Here is a 16,260-nt window from a genome sequence, read left to right as displayed (position 1 = left end):
GGAACGTGCCTACAAATACGCCGAATACGCCCTGCATGCGCCCTGTTTCTGTCCCGCCGATCTGCGGCTTAGCGTAGCCGACCCGAAAGGCCCCTGGCGGCCTGGCCGTTCGGGCGCCGAGGTCAGCGGGCCGGATGCGTCACGAAGTCGATGAGTTCCTCGACCCGGCTGATCAGCGCCGGCTCCAGATCGTTCCAGTCGCGTACCCGCGAACGGATATGCCGCCACGCCCGGGCGATGTCGGCCTGATCGGCGTGCGGCAGGCGCAGCGCCTGGCACGCGCCGTGTTTCCAGTCCACCTGCCGCGGCACGTCCGGCCAGGCGGCCAGCCCCAGCCGCTGCGGCTTCACGGCCTGCCAGATGTCGACGTACGGGTGACCGACGACGAGGGTCTCGGCGCCACCCGGGCCCCGCCGCACCGCGTCGGCGATGCGGGCTTCCTTGGAGCCGGTGACAAGGTGGTCGACGAGCACTCCGAGACGCCGCCCCGGCCCGGGAGCGAATTCGGCGACGATGTCCACCAAATCGTCGACGCCGCCGAGTTGCTCGACGACGACACCTTCGATCTTCAAGTCCTCGCCCCACACCTGCGCGATGAGTTCGGCGTCGTGACGGCCCTCGACATAGATTCGGCTGGCGCGGGCGACCCGGGCCCGGGCACCGGGCACCGCGACCGAACCCGACGCCGTCCTGGTCGCGGCGGCGGGCGCCGCCCGTCGCGGCGCGGTGAGGATGACGGGCCGGCCTTCGAGCAAATACCCAGGGCCCAAAGGAAAGCCGCGCACATGACCTCGCCGGTCTTCCAGATCCACCCGACCGTATTCGACGCGCACCACCGCGCCCACGTAGCCGGATTCGACGTCCTCGACAACCAGGCCCAGGTCGGCCGGGTGTTCGGTCGACCGCGGCTTGCGTCGCCCCGCGGCCAGCACATCGGTCCCATAACGATCCACCACGCGGCAATCCTAGAAAGCCTTGCGGCCAAACAGTGTTACGGCGCGCCAGGGGGTGTGGCGATAGTCGGCAAGATCACTCTCGGCGCACCAGCGCGGGCACGCCGCAAAAACCTGCGTTTAACTGTGTGGCGTTACCTGGCTGATCGCGTCGGCGATGGTACGTTGCTAGCTAAGGCAAGCACTGCCGCTCATGCGCAACTTGCGGCGGTTAGCGAGGTGGACGTATGGACTTGTCGCATTGGGTGACAAGCATTGTCGCGTTTGTGCGGGCCGGCTACCCTACCGGCATGCCGGCCCCCGGTCACGTGCCGTTGGTGGCCCTGACGCGCCGACGACTCTGCGGCCACGACATCAGCGCCATCGCAAGCGATCTCATCGCGCGTCGCGTCTGGCCGACCAACCCGATCGACATCGGGGTGGAGATCACCCGGATCACCAACCAGCTGCCGACACCCGAGGACGTCGAGCGTGTCCAGCGTCGCGTTCATGTGATGCGATGCTCGCGCGGGTAGCCACGTCCGAATTCAGCGCCCTCATGTTGATTTAGGCACCGGGCCGCCGCACGCGGCGAGATAGTCGGCGTAGTTCCAGGTCTGCAGAAACTGTTGGCCCGCTTGCAATCCTCGTTGGTAGAGGGCCTCACGCTGCTGCACGGTGATGTCGAAGTCGATCGGGCTGACTTCGTCGGCGGCCACGAAGACGGTGCGCCGGACGGTGCAGGGATCGTCAATGTAGGCGTTGTCCTGGTTACTCACCAGCGTCTCTATCGCGGCGAGCCCCAACGACACCGGGCCGTGGACGGGATGCGTGGGCGGGATGCCGGGACGTGCCGACAGCCGGATTCCGAATGTGGGCCACCGTGGTTGGCCATCCGGCCGGTCAAACAACTGCACCGGAAAGTCCGACAGCAATCCGCCGTCCACCCATGTGGCGCCGGCGACCCGAACCGGTTCGAACACGTACGGGATGGCCGACGACGCGTGCACCGCGCGCGCGACCGAAAAGTCATCGGGGTCGATGCCATACGTGCTGAGGTCCCAGGGGATTCGCACCAGCCGGCGCCGTGACAGGTCGCTGGCCGTCACCACCAGGGACCACGCGAACTGTTCGGGCTGTTCGCCGGTGCGCAGGTCGCCAAACGTCCGCACGCCCAGATCACCGAGCAGCCCGGCGAGCAGCTGCTCGAGATAGGCCCCCCGATACACACCGTCCGACGTCAGCAGGGACAGGGCGCCGCCGATCAGTGGAACCCGCCCGATCAGGTTGCGGTCGAGGAACTTCCGGTAATCGATGGAGCGCATCATGTCGGCCAACCGGCTGATCGGCTCACCGGCGACCTGCAGGGCGGCCACCAGCGAGGCGACGATCGCGCCCGCGCTGCTTCCCGCGACCCGGGGAAACCGGTACCCGGCCTGGTCGAGCGCGTCCACCGCTCCCACCAGTCCGATCCCCCGGACACCGCCGCCTTCGCACACCAGGTCGGCACGCACGTCACTCACTGCCACCAGCCTAGCCGGACCGGGCGGGGCTGTCCCGGCGCGGCACGCCGAAAACCGCGAGCACGATCAACACAGTCGGCGACCATCCACGCCGAAGAAATGCACGTGTCCCGGCTCCGGGCGCAGGCGCACCCTGCTGCCCCTTGCCGGTGGATTGCGTCCGTCGGCGCGCGCCACGATCGGCGCATCGATTACCTTGCCGGAGCCGGTGATTCGCCCGTACAGGTAGGCGTCCGCACCCAGTTCTTCCACCACGTCGACCTCCATTTCGACACCGAGGCCGCCCACCTCGAAGTGTTCGGGACGGACCCCGACGACGACCTCCCCCGCGGCACCGGCGATCTCCCGCGGCACCGCGACGGGCCAATCACCAAGCGACACGGCGGAATCCACAAGCGGCAGGGTGAACAAATTCATTGCCGGCGACCCGATGAAACCCGCCACAAAGACGTTGGCCGGGTTTCGGTAGAGCTCCCGGGGCGGGGCGAACTGCTGCAGCACGCCGTCGCGCAGCACGGCGACGCGGTCACCCATGGTCATCGCCTCGACCTGATCGTGGGTGACGTAGACGGTCGTCGTACCCAGCCGCCGTTGCAATGCGGCGATCTGGTTGCGGGTCTGCACCCGCAGTTTCGCATCGAGATTGGACAGCGGTTCGTCCATCAGGAACACCTGCGGCCGGCGCACGATCGCGCGCCCCATCGCCACTCGCTGACGCTGGCCGCCGGACAGGTCCTTCGGTTTGCGATCGAGAAACGGTTGCAGGTCAAGCAATTTCGCCGCGTCCAACACCCGTTCACGGATCTGCGCCTTCGGGGTTTTGGCGATCTTCATGGCAAAGCCCATGTTTTCGGCCACCGTCATGTGCGGGTAGAGCGCATAGTTCTGAAAGACCATCGCGACGTCGCGGTTCTTGGGATCGACACGGGTGACGTCCCGGTCACCGATCCGAATGCGTCCGGAGTCCACGGTTTCCAGCCCGGCCACCATCCGCAGCGAGGTGGTCTTGCCGCATCCGGATGGCCCCACCAGAACGACGAACTCGCCGTCGCCGACAACGAGATCCAGGTTGTCCAGCGCCGGGCGATCCGCTCCGGGATAGCGCCGCGTCGCCTGCTCGAAGCTCACCGAGGCCACGATCAGCCACCCATCCCGGTGACCGCGATGCCGCGGACAAACGAGCGTTGCGCGAACGCGTAGATGACGACCAACGGCAGCATGATGAGTATCGAGGTTGCCATCAGGACCGGCCACCGGGCAACGTATTCACCCTTCATCCGGACCAGCCCCAGCGTCAGCGTGGCCAGGCTGTTGCGCTGAATCATCAACAAGGGCCAGAGAAAATCGTTCCAGACGTTGACCCAGGTGAGCACCGCGAGCACCATGACCGCCGGCCGGGCGTGGGGCAGCAGGATGCGCCAATAGACCTGCCATGGCGAACAACCGTCGAGTATCGCCGCCTCCTCCAGATCGGTCGGTAGGGTCCGGAAGAATTGCCGCATCAGGTACGTGCCGAACGCGCTACCGAAGAAGCCCGGCACGATCATTGCCCACGGAGTGTCGACCCATCCCAGGGTCCGCATGACGAGGAACTGCGGGATCACCGTCACCGTCAACGGCACCATCAACGTCCCCAAATACACCACAAACAGCGCGTCGCGGCCGCGGAAATCCAGTCGCGCGAACGCATATCCGGCCAGCGAGCAAAAGAACACGTGCCCCGCGGTGACGCACCCCGCGTACAGCACGGTGTTGAAGAACATCCGCCCGAACGGCAGCAGCGCGAACACTTCGGTGTAGTTGGACCACCGCGGGTGCGCCGGCAGCAGGGTGGGCTCGCTGACCTCGCCCTCGGTTTTCAGCGAGCCCGACACCGCCCACGCGATCGGGAACAGCGCGCACCAGGCGATGCCGAGCAGCGCGGCATAGACCATGCCGCCGCGCAACGCGGTGCGCCTGATGACCCCCTCACTTAAGCCCACGCGAAGTCTCCAAAGAACGTCGATGGCTCACTTTCAACTGCACCACGGTCAGCACCAGCAGGACGGCGAACATCACCCACGCCAGCGCGGACGCGTATCCGAACTCGAGGAACGAAAACGCGTGCTGGAACAGCATGATGCCCAGGACGTAGGTCGCCGATTCCGGTCCGCCGTTGGCGCCGGTGAGGACGTAGACCATGTCGAACGCCTGAAAGGCGTGGATCACCGAGATGATGACCACAAAAGAGATCGATCCCCGGATCAACGGCACCGTGATCGAGACGAATTGCCTTATCTCGCTTGCTCCGTCGATTTTGGCCGCCTCGTACACCGTCCCCGGGACGCCCTGCATCGCGGCCAACAAGACGACGGCGGCGAACGGTACACTGCGCCACACGCTGACGATGCACAGCGAGACCATGGCCCAGTGGGGCTCGACCAACCATGGGACGGGGCCGAGCCCCACCCAGCCGAGCATGATGTTCAGCAAGCCGTTGTCGGTGTTGAAAACGAACTGCCACACCACCGCCATGACCACCGACGAGATGGCCAATGGGAGGAAGACAATGGTGCGGAAAATGCCGATGCCCCTGGCCTTCTGGTTCAGCACACCTGCGACAACCAAACTGATGACGACCGTGGGCACCACCGTCCCCAGGGTGAAGATCACCGTGTTGCGGATCGCGATCAGGAACAGCGGATCCGCGGTGAACAGCTCCCCGAAGTTCTTCAGCCCCACGAATTTCGGCGGTGTGAACACGTCCCACCGCTGAAAGCTCATGTACAGCGAGAAGCCCAGCGGAAAGAGCATGAACACGGCGACGGCCACCAAGTTGGGAGCGACGAACAGCCGGCCCGCCCACGCGTGGCGGCGCCATGGGCTCGGGTTTTCCGGGGCCGTTGCGCCCGCCTTCGGCGCAGGGGCGGCGGCCGCGCCACCCGAATGAATCGCGGTCATGGGCTGCGCAGCACTTCGTCGACGGAGCGGGACAGGCCGGCCAAGGACGTCGCCGGTTGGCGTCCGCGCAGGACGGGGCCAAAGTTGCGGTCGATCAACGCGTTCACCTTCTCCCAGGCCGGGGTGATCGGCAGACCCTGCGAATACGCCGGGCCCTCGGTGAGCACGCTGAGATTGCCGATCCGCCGATGGGCGTTGGCGAATCCTTCCGAATTGAGCGCCGACCGCAGCACGGGAACGAACAGGCAGGATTCACCGATCAGCGCCTGGCCGACCGGACCCGTCGCGAATTTCACGAACTCCCAGGCCTGCTCCTTGCGTGGACTGGTCGACGAGATGCCCAGCCCGGTGGCGCCGATGTCCGAACACGCCGCACGCCCGTTGGCGAGCGCCGGGCCGACCGGCAACGGCGCGACATCGAAATCGAGGTCCTCGGCGCGAAGGTAGGTCTGGTAGCGCCAGTGCCCGCCCAGCGCGATCGCCGCCCGCCCCACCGCGAACAGGTTGGGGGTGGACATCGACTGCGTCTCCGATGCATTGGGCGCGACCCGGTGTTCGTTGGCCAGGTCGGCGTAGAACTGCACCGCCTCCTGGAAGGCGGCATCATCGAAATTGAGGTGGGTCGGATTCAGCCGCGGGTTGGACCAGGGGACGCCGTTGTTCATCGCGAACAGTCCCGCCGAGTAGGTCGACACCCAGGTGTTGACGAAGCCATACTGCGCCGCCCGCCCGGAGGTGTCGCGCTTGGTCAGCGCGCGGGCGGTGTCCAGGAATCCGCTGAAATCCCAAGGCCGTTGCCACGTGGTGGGCGGGGCGGGCACCCCAGCGTCGGCGAACAGCCGCTTGTTGTAGAACAGGTAGTTTCCCGACCATTGTTCGGGAAGGGCGAACTGGCTTCCGTTGAACGCAAACGTCTCATACAGCGCCGGGATGCTGTCCGCCTTGAGCTGCTGGGCGAACGCTTTGTCCCGCGCCAACAGAGGATTCAGATCCAGCAGCACACCGCGGTCGGCGAGTTCGGCGTAGGACAGTTCCCACGTCATCAGCACGTCGGGGCATTTGCCGCCGACACAGAACGTCGAAAGCTGTTGCATGACGCCCGGCCCGGACAGCACCGCACGCACCTTGATGTCGGGATGGCGGCGCGCGAACTCGTCGATGATGCGCATCCTCGCCTCACGCTCGTCCGGATTGGCCGCGAAGAAGAAGGTCAGCGCGTCGTCGTCGGGAGCGCAGCCGGCGGACCACGGTGCCAGCGCGACGGCGGACAGCGCGCCGGCGCCCCGCAGCAGGCTGCGCCGTCCGAACGGCTTGTCGAGCATGGCTCTCCCGGTCTAGCCCCGTTCCCGGCCGCTGGCCGGTTGTATCTGACGTCCTTGGTACCCGACGAGCTTGTGATGTTCCTGGATCGGCCTGGCCGGCAGCGTAAGCGCCGCCCGGCGGATGCGCTCGGCATCGCCGGTGATGTCGATCGTGTGGATGCGGTCGTCGGCTCCGATGCCGATCACCAGCAGGACCTGAGCGCGCCCATGGGTGGCGATCACGATGCCCGGTGCCCCGTCGATGAGCATGACAGCGCCGGCGCGCGCCCGCCGGGCGAAGCGGCGGGTCTCCTCGGCGACCTGCCGGGCGCCGCGCACCGTGGTGGGCACGTCCGCGGGGACCAGGGAGCGGTCAACCGTGCGCACGACGTCGGGTGCGAGCAGCTCGAGCAGGCTGGCGATGTCGCCACCGCGGGAGGCCGCCAGGAACGCCTCCACCACCTCGAGGTGACCGGCCGTGCTGCGGGGCTGGGCGGCCGGGGCGGCCTGCAGCCGGCCGCGGGCCCGGCTGGCGAGTTTCTTCGCCGCGTCCGGCGACCGATGCAACAACTCGGCGATCGTCTCGAACGACATGGCGAACACGTCGTGCAGCACGAAAGCGACGCGCTGTGCCGGTGAGAGGCGGTCGAGCACGACGAGCAGGGCGCTGCTCACCGACTCCGCCAGCAGCGCGTCCTCGTCGGCAGGCGCCGACGCCGCCTCGGCCAGCCGGTCCAGCTCGTCGGGTTCGGCGAGGGGTTGCTCGGCGCGGCGCTTGCGCGCCCGCAGCTGGTCCAGCGCCTCGCGCGCGGTGATCGTCGTGAACCAACCGGAGAGGTTGTCGACGGCCCGAAAGTCCGCGCGGCTGGCCTTCAGCCACGCCGACTGCACCGCGTCGTCCGCGTCGGCCACCGAACCCAGCAGCTGGAACGCGACCGATCGCAGGTGCCGCCGATCCGCGTCGAAACGCTCCGCGAGAGCCACCAAATCCGTTGTTGCGCCCATGGGTCACCTTTTCTGCACGGGAATCGTCAAGGAGATGACCGCATCCACTGGACTTCCTGTTGCGAAGGAGACCAACACCATGACCCTACCGATTGTGCGCCGCGGCGCGCTCAGTAACCAGACAATTCGCCGCGGAACTCGCTGCGCGACAAGGGATTGATCCACATGAACACCGCACTTGTCGTGGTCACCCTGTCGACCGCGGCCGTCACCGCCGCGATCGCCATCGCCGATCTCGTTCCGGCTCGATTCGTGCTGGCGAACTCCGCCCAAGTCGGGGTGCCGCGTTCGTGGTTACCGGCGTTGGGCGCCGTGAAGCTGGCCGGAGCCGCCGGTATCGTGGTCGGGCTGCTGGGCGCACGCGAACTGGGCATCGCCGCCGCCGCAGGCCTGGTCCTGTTCTTCGTCGGCGCGGTGTTGACGCATGTGAAGGCGCGGGTCCTGTACAACATCGCGTTCCCCGGGGCCTACTTGTGCCTGTCCGCAACGTCGCTGGCGCTGATGCTCGCCCGCTGAACATCGTCGGATCAGCAGGGAAAGTACCGGATCCGCTCGATCGCGTCGCCGCGCCGCGTCACATCGGCGAACATGATGGCGCGCCCGTGGTCCGAGTTGATGGAGACCGCGACCGTCGGGCCGGCGCTCTTGGTCTTGGTCGCGCCGGCCCCGTCCAGTTGTTCCACCAATTCGGCCAGCTCGAGCGGATCGCGATCACCCAAAGTTATTGCGGCCGTTGATGATAGCGCACGTGCCGCAGCGAATGCGTCTCCTCGCGCGGCGGCGGCGAGGAAAGTCCGCACCAGCCGTTGGTGGCGCGCCCCCGCCCGACGGAATCCGGCCATGAATCCCGCGCTCCCCCGCCATCCCTGATTGGTCAGCAGGCCTTTGGACAGGTGCAGCGCCGGGCTCACCGCGCCCGGTCCGGTGCGCAGGAACTGCGCCATCATGGCGGGCAGTTCCCAATACGCCCGTAGTTCGCCGATCAGCCACTCGCCGTTGGCTTCTCGGAGGTCGTAGCGCAGGAATGCGGGGATGTACATGGTCACGGCGGGGCCCATGGCGACCTCGAGCTCGAGATCGCGCAAGACCGTCGTGCCGACGACGATGTCGAGATCGCGGTGGAATTTGATGTCACGCGGGCCGATGAACGTGTCGTAGAAACGGCCGATCTGTTCATGCCCCACGTGGGGCCGCGAGCCCACCGGATCCTCGACGCGGCCGTCGCCGGTGAACAGCCCCACCCATCCGGCCCGATCGTGCGCGGCGGCCGCCTGCGGTGAGCGCTCCACCGCCGCGAGTAGACGTTCCCGGTCCAGCGGCACCACCATTACGATCCCCCCACCAATTCGACGCCGACGGATTCCAATTCCGCCAGCGCCTGGGCGGCCGCATCCGCTGTTGTGGCCGCGGTCAGGTCGACGAGCACCCGGGTCTTCAGGCCCGCCCGCGCCGCGTCCTCGGCGGTCCGCCGGACGCAATGGTCGGTGGCGATGCCGGCCACGTCGACGTCGTCAATGCCGCGCTGCCGCAACCACTCCAGGAGGGGGGTCCCGTTCTCGTCGGCACCTTCGAACCCGCTGTACCCCGCGGAGTACGCGCCTTTGCGAAAGACGGCATCGATGCGCGCGGTGTCCAAGTCGGGCCGAAATTCCGCGCCCGCGCTTCCGGCGACGCAGTGCGGTGGCCAGGTCGAGGAATAGTCCGGCCGGTCGGAGAAATGCCCGCCCGGGTCGATGTGGAAGTCCTGGGTGGCCACCACGTGGCGATAGCCCGGCGCGCTAGACAGGTAGGCGTTGATGGCGGGCGCCACGGCGCCGCCGCCGGCCACCGGCACGGCGCCGCCCTCGCAGAAATCGTTTTGCACGTCGACGATGATCAACGCTCGCACGAGCTCCACACTATCCCGCTGGGCCGGAGCGCCGCCCTAGCTGCGCAAATCGGCGTCACGGTTTGCTCGACAGGCAGTCGGGTAATACACCGGCCATGGTGATCAGGAGAATCGCGCGACCTCTGTTGTCAGTCGCATTCATCGGGCAAGGAGTCAATTCACTACTCAACCCCAAATCGGCGGCCCAGGCGGCGGCGCCGGCAGTGGACGGCTTGCAGGCGTTGCCGGATTCGGTGAGCGCCAACATTCCGAGCGACCCCGAGACGGTCGCCCAAATCACCGCGGCCGTCCAGATCGGTGGTGGCCTGCTGCTCGCCAGCGGAAAGCTTCCGCGCATCGCTTCGGCCGCGCTGGCGGTGACGGTGTTACCGGCCAACATTGGGGCGCACTCGTTCTGGAACGAAAGCGATCCGGCGGTCAAAGCCCAGAAACGGCAGCAGTTTCTGACCGACCTGAGCCTGTTGGGCGGATTGTTGATCGCCTCGGCCGACACCGCGGGCAAGCCGTCGCTGGGGTGGCGTGGACGCCGCGCGGCCGAACGGCTCTCCGAGCGGGTGTCGTCGGCGTGGCCCGGATCCGACGATTCGGCCTTCGACGGCGACTTGTCGGAGCTGGGCGACCGGATCGCGCACGGCCTGCACGTCGGCGCCGAACGCGGCCGCGAGCTGGCCAGCACCGCGGCGGAACGGGGTGCGCCCTACGCCGAAGCCGCGCTGGAACGCGGCCGCGAGTTGGCCAGCACCGCGGCCGAGCGCAGCAAGCCGCTGGCGAAGAAGGCCCGCAAGCGTGGGGAGGAATGGGCCGACGAGGCCGCCGACCGCGCGGCCTATCTGGCCGAGAAGGCGCGTAAGCGCGGCGAAGAGCTCGCCGATGAGGCCGCCGATCGGGCCGCACCGCTGGCAAAGAAGGCGCGCAAACGCAGCGAGAAGCTCGCCAAGAAGGCGCGCAAGCGCAGTGAGAAGCTGGCCGACACGGCGCGGGCGCGCTCCGAGGAACTCGCCGAGACCGCGCGCAAGCGCGGCGGCCACTTGGCCGACACCGCGCGCAAGCGCGGCGGCGGTCAGGTCGAGACCGGTCGGCGCAAGCTGTCCTGGTGATTACGTCGGACTGGTGCAGCTAGTCCGGCCAGTGTGACCGCAAGATCTCCGGAGCCCACGCCGGCCAGTCCGGTGAACCGATCGTCATGCCGCCGCTGAGGCGGGCGACAATGCGCGGCCCGCGCAGCCGGCTGTTGTCGTAGACGGTGGCGACGTCGGAAAGCGCGATGGCGTCGGTGACCGGTGTCCACAAGCGACGATGGCGCTCGCGAACCTTGGTTTCCGGTACGTCGTGGCCGCCGGCCCGCACGCGGTGCCGGACACGTTCGACGGCAAGGTCTTCCGGGATGAGCATCGCGTGCAGGACGGCGGTGAAGCCCGCTCGGTGGGCGGTGCGGATGAGGTCCAGCTTCGACGGGTGGGAGAACACGGTCTCCGCGATGAACGACCGCCCCAGGTCGATCAACTTCGCCCGCGTGGCGGCGGCGATTTTCGCGGCGTCGTAGGCGCGCCCCGCCGACTCCCCCGGCCAGCGCTGCCTTGCGATCTCGTCGGCGTTGACGACCGGGCTGCCGGGCAACAGCGGCGCCAGGGTGAACGCGATGAAGGTCGACTTGCCGGCACCGTTCGGCCCGACCACCAGGTCAAGTCGCTGCATCGGACCGCGCCGGCGAACGCCGGGTCAGCGCCCGCGCGCCAGCACCACGGCGGCGCCATCGGGCCGGTGCTCGACGATGTCGCCGTCCTCGTTGAGGGCGACCGTGGTGACGCCATGCCCGGCCAGCGTCGCCCCGTAGTTGGCGTGCACCAGGCTTTCGTCGATGGCCGCGGAGACCTCGGCGTTGAACACCACGCCTTCTTCGACGGTGAGTTCGCCGGTCGCCAGCTGGCCGGCCAGCGCGGCCTCGACCCGCCGACGCGAGGCGGTGTGCTGGCTGGACACCGCGCGCCCGACACGCGCCCAGTGGTCGAGTTGCTGCTTGGCCGAACGGCTCTGGCGGGCGCCTTCGGAGGCCGCGCTGTCCATCAGGTCGGACGCCACGCGGGTCACACGATCGGGAGCGTCGGCCATGACTTCCTCCGTGATGCAGCACCCCGTTACAACTTGTAGCAAGATGCTACACGGGTGTCACCGGATCTGTCGCTGCCCGTACCACACCCCCTCCGGGGCGGCGATCGCGCCGGCTTTTTCGCGGGCTGTGGCCAGTTCCCGCGAGGTGGCGAATTCGCGTGCCTTGTCGAGGTCGTGCATGTCCATGACGACGATGACCGTCCTGGCATCGGCGGCATCCACGTAGGTCCCGGTGACCACCAAACCGTGATCGCGGCGCACGGCATCGAGCGCCGGATCGCGGAAGACGGCGCTCCATTGCTCGACGCTGGCAACTTGTTGTATGACGAGCATTACCCCGGCCATGACGAATCCTCCTGACAGCGTTGGCTTTTACGGCGTGGTTTTCGCTGCGGTGACCAGCCAGGCGCGGCTGGTCCCGTCGCGGCCGGATTCGAAGGCGGGCGGCGCGTTGCGGCCGTAATCGGCGGCGACCTGACCGACGTCGCGGATGTCGCCGCGCCAACCATGTTGATTCAGCCAAGGGCCGAGATCACCCGACGGGCCGCCCCGCCACATCGAGACGAGCTCGGGTGAGATCGCCGCGCGCGCGGCGCGAAGGAGCTCGGAGTCCTCGTTGTGATCCAGCGCCAGGATGCTGCCGAGGATCGAGCAGGAGCTGATCCGACCGAGCAAGCCGTCCGCGGCATCGGCGTCCAGAGCGTAGAGGATCCCTTCGGCGAGCCAGGCCGTCCGCTTCGCGGGTTCGAACCCCGCTCCCACCAAGCGTGCCGGCCAATCGGTCCTCAAATCCGCCGGCACGACGACATGACGGCAGCGCGGCTGGGCGTGCATCTCTTGCAGCACATCGGATTTGAAGGCCAGAACCTCGGGCTGATCAATTTCGTAGACCGTGGTGCCGGCCGGCCAAGGCAGACGAAATGCCCTGCTATCCATGCCGCAGGCGAGCAGGACGACCTGGCCGATGCCGGTCGCCGCGCCATCGAGAAGCGCTTGATCGAAGAATCGGGTGCGCACCGCGACTTGCCCGGCCATGAGCCGGAAAAAGTCACGGGCCAGACCCGCGGTGTCCCACATAGATCCGTCAGGATCAGCGCGGTCGATGAATGCGCGCGCGTACGGGTCGTTGAACAATCGGTCCGTGCGTGAGCTTTCCTCGGCCCGCAGCACCGCCACACCGAGGGAAGTCGCGCCAATGCCCGTTGGTCCTGAACCCGTTTGCGGACGCTCAGCCATACGGTCACCCGCCTTCGATGCCCGGCCGCCGGCCTCACCGGCGGCATGTCTACAAACGTAGACATTGCCAATGTTATGCCGCGCCGGCCCATCATGTCTACAGTTGTAGATAAATTTCTGAGGGAGCACGATGAAGCGCACGTCGACCGGCGTCGGCCCGGACGCGAGCCCGCCGCGGCGCGATGCCGCCGCCACAAAAGCGCGCCTGCTGACGGCGGCGCGCGAACAGTTCTTGCGACACGGTTATCGGGCCACCTCGCTGCGTGCGATCGCGGCCCAAGCCGGCGTCGACGTGATGCTCATCAGGCGCTACTTCGGTTCCAAGCAACAGCTATTCGACGAAGCCACGAACATTTCCGGCAACGTCGAAGCCATCCGCCGGGCCACCGACAGCGCGGTGGGCCAGACCCTGATCGAACGAGTGCTGCAAGCCCGGCAAGACAGCGACGCCCCGCTGTTCGCGCTCCTGCGCTCCAGCGGGGACCCCGACGTCGTCGCACGCCTCAACGCCCAGCTCGAAAACGGCTTGACCCGCAACCTCTCCCGCCGGATCCGGGCCGACGGACCGCGACTCCGCGCCGATATGGTCGCCGCCCTGCTTCTGGGCATTGGCGTCTTGCGCGTCCTCCTGCACAAGGAGCCGATCGCCACCGCCAGCGACCGCGACATCGCCGCCCTGTTCATGGAGGCATTCGAGGCATTGACCGAACTGCCCCAGGACGCCGGGGGCGCCGACCACTAGCGGCGGCGGAATGTCGCCGCGCATCGACGCGAATCGCTATGACCGGTAGGCATTTCGATCGGCCGCGTCGTCAGGGGTCCCGCCGTGACCTCAAGACGGCGTCGATGATCGCCTCGACGTCTTGGCCGGCGTCGACGGTCATGCCCGCCTCGTCCGGGCCGAGGGCCTCCAGCGTGTCCAGTTGCGAGCGCAGCAGCGCGGCCGGCATGAAGTGGTCGGCCCGGGCCGCCAGCCGGCCGGCGATCAGTTCCGCCGAACCGGACAGATGCAGGAACTCGACGCCCGGGCAGTGCGCCCGCAGCCGGTCGCGGTACTCCTTTTTCAGCGCCGAACAGCTCACGACACCGCCGTCGCGGTGAGCCGCCAGCCATTCGCCGACCTTGTCCAACCAGGGATAGCGGTCGTCGTCGTCGAGCGGTTCGCCGGCCGCCATTTTCGCGATGTTGGCGGCCGGGTGCAGCGTGTCGGCGTCAACGAACGGGACCCGCGTGCGTCGCGCGAGCGCCGCCCCGACCGTCGACTTGCCCGATCCGGATGCGCCCATCACCACGACGGGAGCCGATCGGCTCACCCGGATTGTTCGCCGAGGTTGCGGTTCCATTCCAGCCAGCCGACGCCGCTGCGCCCGTCGGCGGTGGTGATCGTGGCCCAGACGCGGGGGAACTGGCTGACCCGCCCGTCGGCGGCGACAAGCCGGACCGGCGCCTGGCCGCGGACGTCCACGTTGGCGGTGATCTCCCCCGGGTTGAGCGTCAGCGTCGCCTCCAGCGGTAACCCGTTGTCGTCGAAGGACTCTCGTGAGTCGACGGTCTGCAGCTCGGTGACCCGGCCGTCGGCGCGCTGGGTGTAGCCGATGCTGAATGCCGGTGCACCCGGGATGCGGATGTTGACGCCGTGCAGATGGGTGCCGTCGTTCAGGTGCAGTGCGCTCCAGATCCAATCCATGCTCCACCAATCGCGAACACCCCAGGAGTGATCGCGCTGGCCGGGCACCGCGTCGAGGCGGTAGCTGGTGTCGCCGACGGTGACGGTGCCCGAGACGGTGCAGGGAATCTCATATCGCGTCGTGAGCCCATACTGGTACGGGGTGCCGTCGGTGTCCCACACCAGGTTCATGGACATCGCGACGGGCGTGCCGGATTCCCCACGCAACAGCGCAGCCGGGTCGGGGTAAGCCTGAGCCCTCGCCCGCACATCGACGCGGTAGCTCTGCAACGGCGTACCGGCGGAATGTCCGAGCTCGAACTCGTCGGTGCGCACCGTCCACGGGTCCGCCGGCAGCGGGACCTGCGCGTCGACCGCGACGGTTGGCATGTCGGGGCCGCACAGCAGCACGTGTACCCATGCGGTTTGCTCGTTGGCCACCAGGCCGAGGCGGAACCAGCCGCCCAATCCCTGTGCGGTGTCGGCGAAGTCGGCGTACCAGCTCTCGCTCCACAGCGGTTCGGCGGTCGGATCGTGGGCGAGCTCATCCTCCGGCACCGGTTGCAACGGCTCGGATGCCACCGCCGCCGGCAGCGTCGCCAGCGCGTCCGTGTCAAGGACGTGATCGCAGTGCCGGCGCAGCATCGTCATGAACATCTGGTCACCACGGTCGGTGCGCTCCACCAGCATCGAGGAGACGATCGCCATCATCACGCCGAAAAAGCTCTGCCGGCGCACGCCGTCGGCGACGTCGGCCAGGGTCAGGGGCGCGTCGGGTCCCAGCGCCTCGTGGTATGCCCGCAGCAGCGCGTCGTAGTGCTCGCGGCGGTCCTCGGTGGGCAGCGCGCACCCGAGGAAATAGGACAGGTCGGTCAGTGCCGGTCCCCACGACACCGTCTGCCAGTCGACCACCGTCAGCGCGCGGTCGGCGCCCGAGGTACCGAACAGCATGTTGTCCAACCGGTAGTCGCCGTGCACCAGGCCCTGTATCCCGGACGCCTGGGCCTCCTGGTCGAGGTAGGCGTCGAACGCGGCAACCAGGCGCTCGCACACCACGCGGTGCTCCGGTGCGATCTGGTCGCCGTAACGGTCGACGAACCCCGCGTACAGCGGGGTGATCATCGCCTGGTTCAGCGGCGCGTCACGGTTGAGCCACGGCGCTTCGGCCAGCGAGACATCGCCGAGCAGCGGGCCGTGCAGCCGTCCCAGCTCGACGGCGCCGAGGCGGGCCTGTTCGATTGTGGCGCCGGCGATTTCATCGCCGACCACGGCCGGGCCCGCGTCGCCCAGCAGCAGGTCGAACACGCCCGTGGAGGTGTCGACCGCCGCGTGATAGCAGGGCGCGATGGGCCCGCCCAGCCGCGGCGCGATGTCGCCGTAGAAGCGGACCTCCCGCTCGTAGAGTCCCAAAGCCAGCCCGGTCTGCCGGCTCACCGGGTCGGTGGCGGCGACCTTGAGCACCACCGACGCGGGCCCGCCGTCGGCCTGCGCGTAGTTGAGCCGGATGCGGTAGCACTCGCTCATCTGCCCGGTGCCGATGCGCTCGACCGAGAAGTCGGCGATGGGTCCGGCGCCGATCACCGCGGCCAACCAGGAGGCGGTGAGGTCACTCGGGGTTTCGATGACTTGCTCGGTCTCGGCGTGCATGAGGGTTAGCGTG

General features: G+C 68.0%; 19 protein-coding genes. 4 read left to right on the top strand and 15 right to left on the bottom strand.

Annotation, left to right across the window (positions count from 1 at the left end; all coding sequences use genetic code 11):
* Window positions 1-122: 122 nt before the first annotated feature.
* Window positions 123-956, bottom strand: a complete 834-nt coding sequence (locus tag P6281_RS12020) for a DUF3097 family protein (protein WP_324738909.1) — start codon at window positions 954-956, stop codon at window positions 123-125.
* A gap of 224 nt (window positions 957-1,180) precedes the next feature.
* On the opposite strand from P6281_RS12020, the gene P6281_RS12015 reads away from it, so the two are divergent.
* Window positions 1,181-1,468 (top strand): DUF3349 domain-containing protein, encoded by a 288-nt coding sequence (locus tag P6281_RS12015; RefSeq protein WP_009956367.1) that lies wholly within the window; start codon window positions 1,181-1,183, stop codon window positions 1,466-1,468.
* 21 nt (window positions 1,469-1,489) lie between these two features.
* On the opposite strand, the gene P6281_RS12010 is transcribed toward P6281_RS12015, so the two are convergent.
* The 6 genes from P6281_RS12010 to P6281_RS11985 form a co-directional block, all read right to left on the bottom strand.
* The gene (locus P6281_RS12010) at window positions 1,490-2,455 is read right to left on the bottom strand and encodes a patatin-like phospholipase family protein (protein ID WP_043954831.1); all 966 of its coding nucleotides are present in this window, start codon (window positions 2,453-2,455) and stop codon (window positions 1,490-1,492) included.
* A gap of 66 nt (window positions 2,456-2,521) precedes the next feature.
* Complete coding sequence (locus P6281_RS12005; RefSeq protein WP_014941871.1) at window positions 2,522-3,592, bottom strand: ABC transporter ATP-binding protein; 1,071 nt, start codon at window positions 3,590-3,592, stop codon at window positions 2,522-2,524.
* A 2-nt stretch (window positions 3,593-3,594) separates the two neighbouring features.
* On the bottom strand, window positions 3,595-4,389 hold the full coding sequence (locus P6281_RS12000; protein WP_014384650.1) for a carbohydrate ABC transporter permease: 795 nt from the start codon (window positions 4,387-4,389) through the stop codon (window positions 3,595-3,597).
* A 34-nt stretch (window positions 4,390-4,423) separates the two neighbouring features.
* A complete protein-coding gene (locus P6281_RS11995) occupies window positions 4,424-5,395 on the bottom strand; it encodes a carbohydrate ABC transporter permease (RefSeq protein WP_009956371.1) in 972 nt (323 codons plus the stop codon).
* Window positions 5,392-6,717, bottom strand: a complete 1,326-nt coding sequence (locus tag P6281_RS11990) for an ABC transporter substrate-binding protein (protein WP_009956372.1) — start codon at window positions 6,715-6,717, stop codon at window positions 5,392-5,394. Before P6281_RS11990 ends, P6281_RS11995 begins: the two co-directional genes overlap by 4 nt.
* A gap of 12 nt (window positions 6,718-6,729) precedes the next feature.
* The gene (locus P6281_RS11985) at window positions 6,730-7,701 is read right to left on the bottom strand and encodes a sigma-70 family RNA polymerase sigma factor (protein ID WP_014941870.1); all 972 of its coding nucleotides are present in this window, start codon (window positions 7,699-7,701) and stop codon (window positions 6,730-6,732) included.
* 165 nt (window positions 7,702-7,866) lie between these two features.
* Here P6281_RS11985 and P6281_RS11980 point away from each other — a divergent pair, with 165 nt between their 5' ends.
* A complete protein-coding gene (locus tag P6281_RS11980) occupies window positions 7,867-8,217 on the top strand; it encodes a DoxX family protein (protein ID WP_009956374.1) in 351 nt (116 codons plus the stop codon).
* Between the two features lie 11 nt (window positions 8,218-8,228).
* On the opposite strand, the gene P6281_RS11975 is transcribed toward P6281_RS11980, so the two are convergent.
* Window positions 8,229-9,029 carry a nuclear transport factor 2 family protein gene (locus tag P6281_RS11975; protein WP_009956375.1) on the bottom strand — a complete coding sequence of 267 codons (801 nt, stop codon included), beginning with the start codon at window positions 9,027-9,029 and terminating at the stop codon, window positions 8,229-8,231.
* Window positions 9,029-9,589: a pyrazinamidase PncA gene (pncA, locus tag P6281_RS11970; RefSeq protein ID WP_324738907.1), complete on the bottom strand. Its 561-nt coding sequence runs from the start codon at window positions 9,587-9,589 to the stop codon at window positions 9,029-9,031. The genes P6281_RS11975 and pncA overlap by 1 nt, the downstream gene beginning before the upstream one ends.
* 95 nt (window positions 9,590-9,684) lie before the next feature.
* On the opposite strand from pncA, the gene P6281_RS11965 reads away from it, so the two are divergent.
* Entirely contained in the window at window positions 9,685-10,686 is a 1,002-nt protein-coding gene (locus tag P6281_RS11965) for a DoxX family protein (protein ID WP_324738906.1), read from the top strand.
* Window positions 10,687-10,705: 19 nt separating this feature from the next.
* On the opposite strand, the gene P6281_RS11960 is transcribed toward P6281_RS11965, so the two are convergent.
* From P6281_RS11960 to P6281_RS11945, 4 genes are read right to left on the bottom strand one after another with little or no spacing between them, the layout of a single operon-like run.
* Window positions 10,706-11,284: a zeta toxin family protein gene (locus tag P6281_RS11960; protein WP_202377311.1), complete on the bottom strand. Its 579-nt coding sequence runs from the start codon at window positions 11,282-11,284 to the stop codon at window positions 10,706-10,708.
* 24 nt (window positions 11,285-11,308) lie between these two features.
* The gene (locus P6281_RS11955) at window positions 11,309-11,698 is read right to left on the bottom strand and encodes a TA system antitoxin ParD family protein (RefSeq protein WP_201408208.1); all 390 of its coding nucleotides are present in this window, start codon (window positions 11,696-11,698) and stop codon (window positions 11,309-11,311) included.
* A 57-nt stretch (window positions 11,699-11,755) separates the two neighbouring features.
* Window positions 11,756-12,043, bottom strand: coding sequence for a hypothetical protein (locus P6281_RS11950; protein ID WP_236591187.1), 288 nt, complete (start codon window positions 12,041-12,043; stop codon window positions 11,756-11,758).
* Window positions 12,044-12,070: 27 nt separating this feature from the next.
* A complete protein-coding gene (locus P6281_RS11945) occupies window positions 12,071-13,075 on the bottom strand; it encodes an SAM-dependent methyltransferase (protein ID WP_237394264.1) in 1,005 nt (334 codons plus the stop codon).
* On the opposite strand from P6281_RS11945, the gene P6281_RS11940 reads away from it, so the two are divergent.
* Window positions 13,065-13,676: a TetR/AcrR family transcriptional regulator gene (locus P6281_RS11940; protein WP_324738904.1), complete on the top strand. Its 612-nt coding sequence runs from the start codon at window positions 13,065-13,067 to the stop codon at window positions 13,674-13,676. The genes P6281_RS11945 and P6281_RS11940 overlap by 11 nt on opposite strands.
* Window positions 13,677-13,746: 70 nt before the next feature.
* On the opposite strand, the gene P6281_RS11935 is transcribed toward P6281_RS11940, so the two are convergent.
* On the bottom strand, window positions 13,747-14,247 hold the full coding sequence (locus tag P6281_RS11935) for a gluconokinase (RefSeq protein ID WP_324738903.1): 501 nt from the start codon (window positions 14,245-14,247) through the stop codon (window positions 13,747-13,749).
* Entirely contained in the window at window positions 14,244-16,247 is a 2,004-nt protein-coding gene (locus P6281_RS11930) for a DUF7064 domain-containing protein (RefSeq protein WP_324738902.1), read from the bottom strand. Before P6281_RS11930 ends, P6281_RS11935 begins: the two co-directional genes overlap by 4 nt.
* Window positions 16,248-16,260: the final 13 nt, after the last annotated feature.

Origin of the sequence: Mycobacterium sp. 5-140-3-2 (assembly GCF_035666375.1) — a bacterium.
GTDB lineage: Bacteria > Actinomycetota > Actinomycetes > Mycobacteriales > Mycobacteriaceae > Mycobacterium > Mycobacterium intracellulare.
Note: the sequence above shows the minus strand (reverse complement) of the source record. Positions and strands in the feature narration are given on the sequence as shown.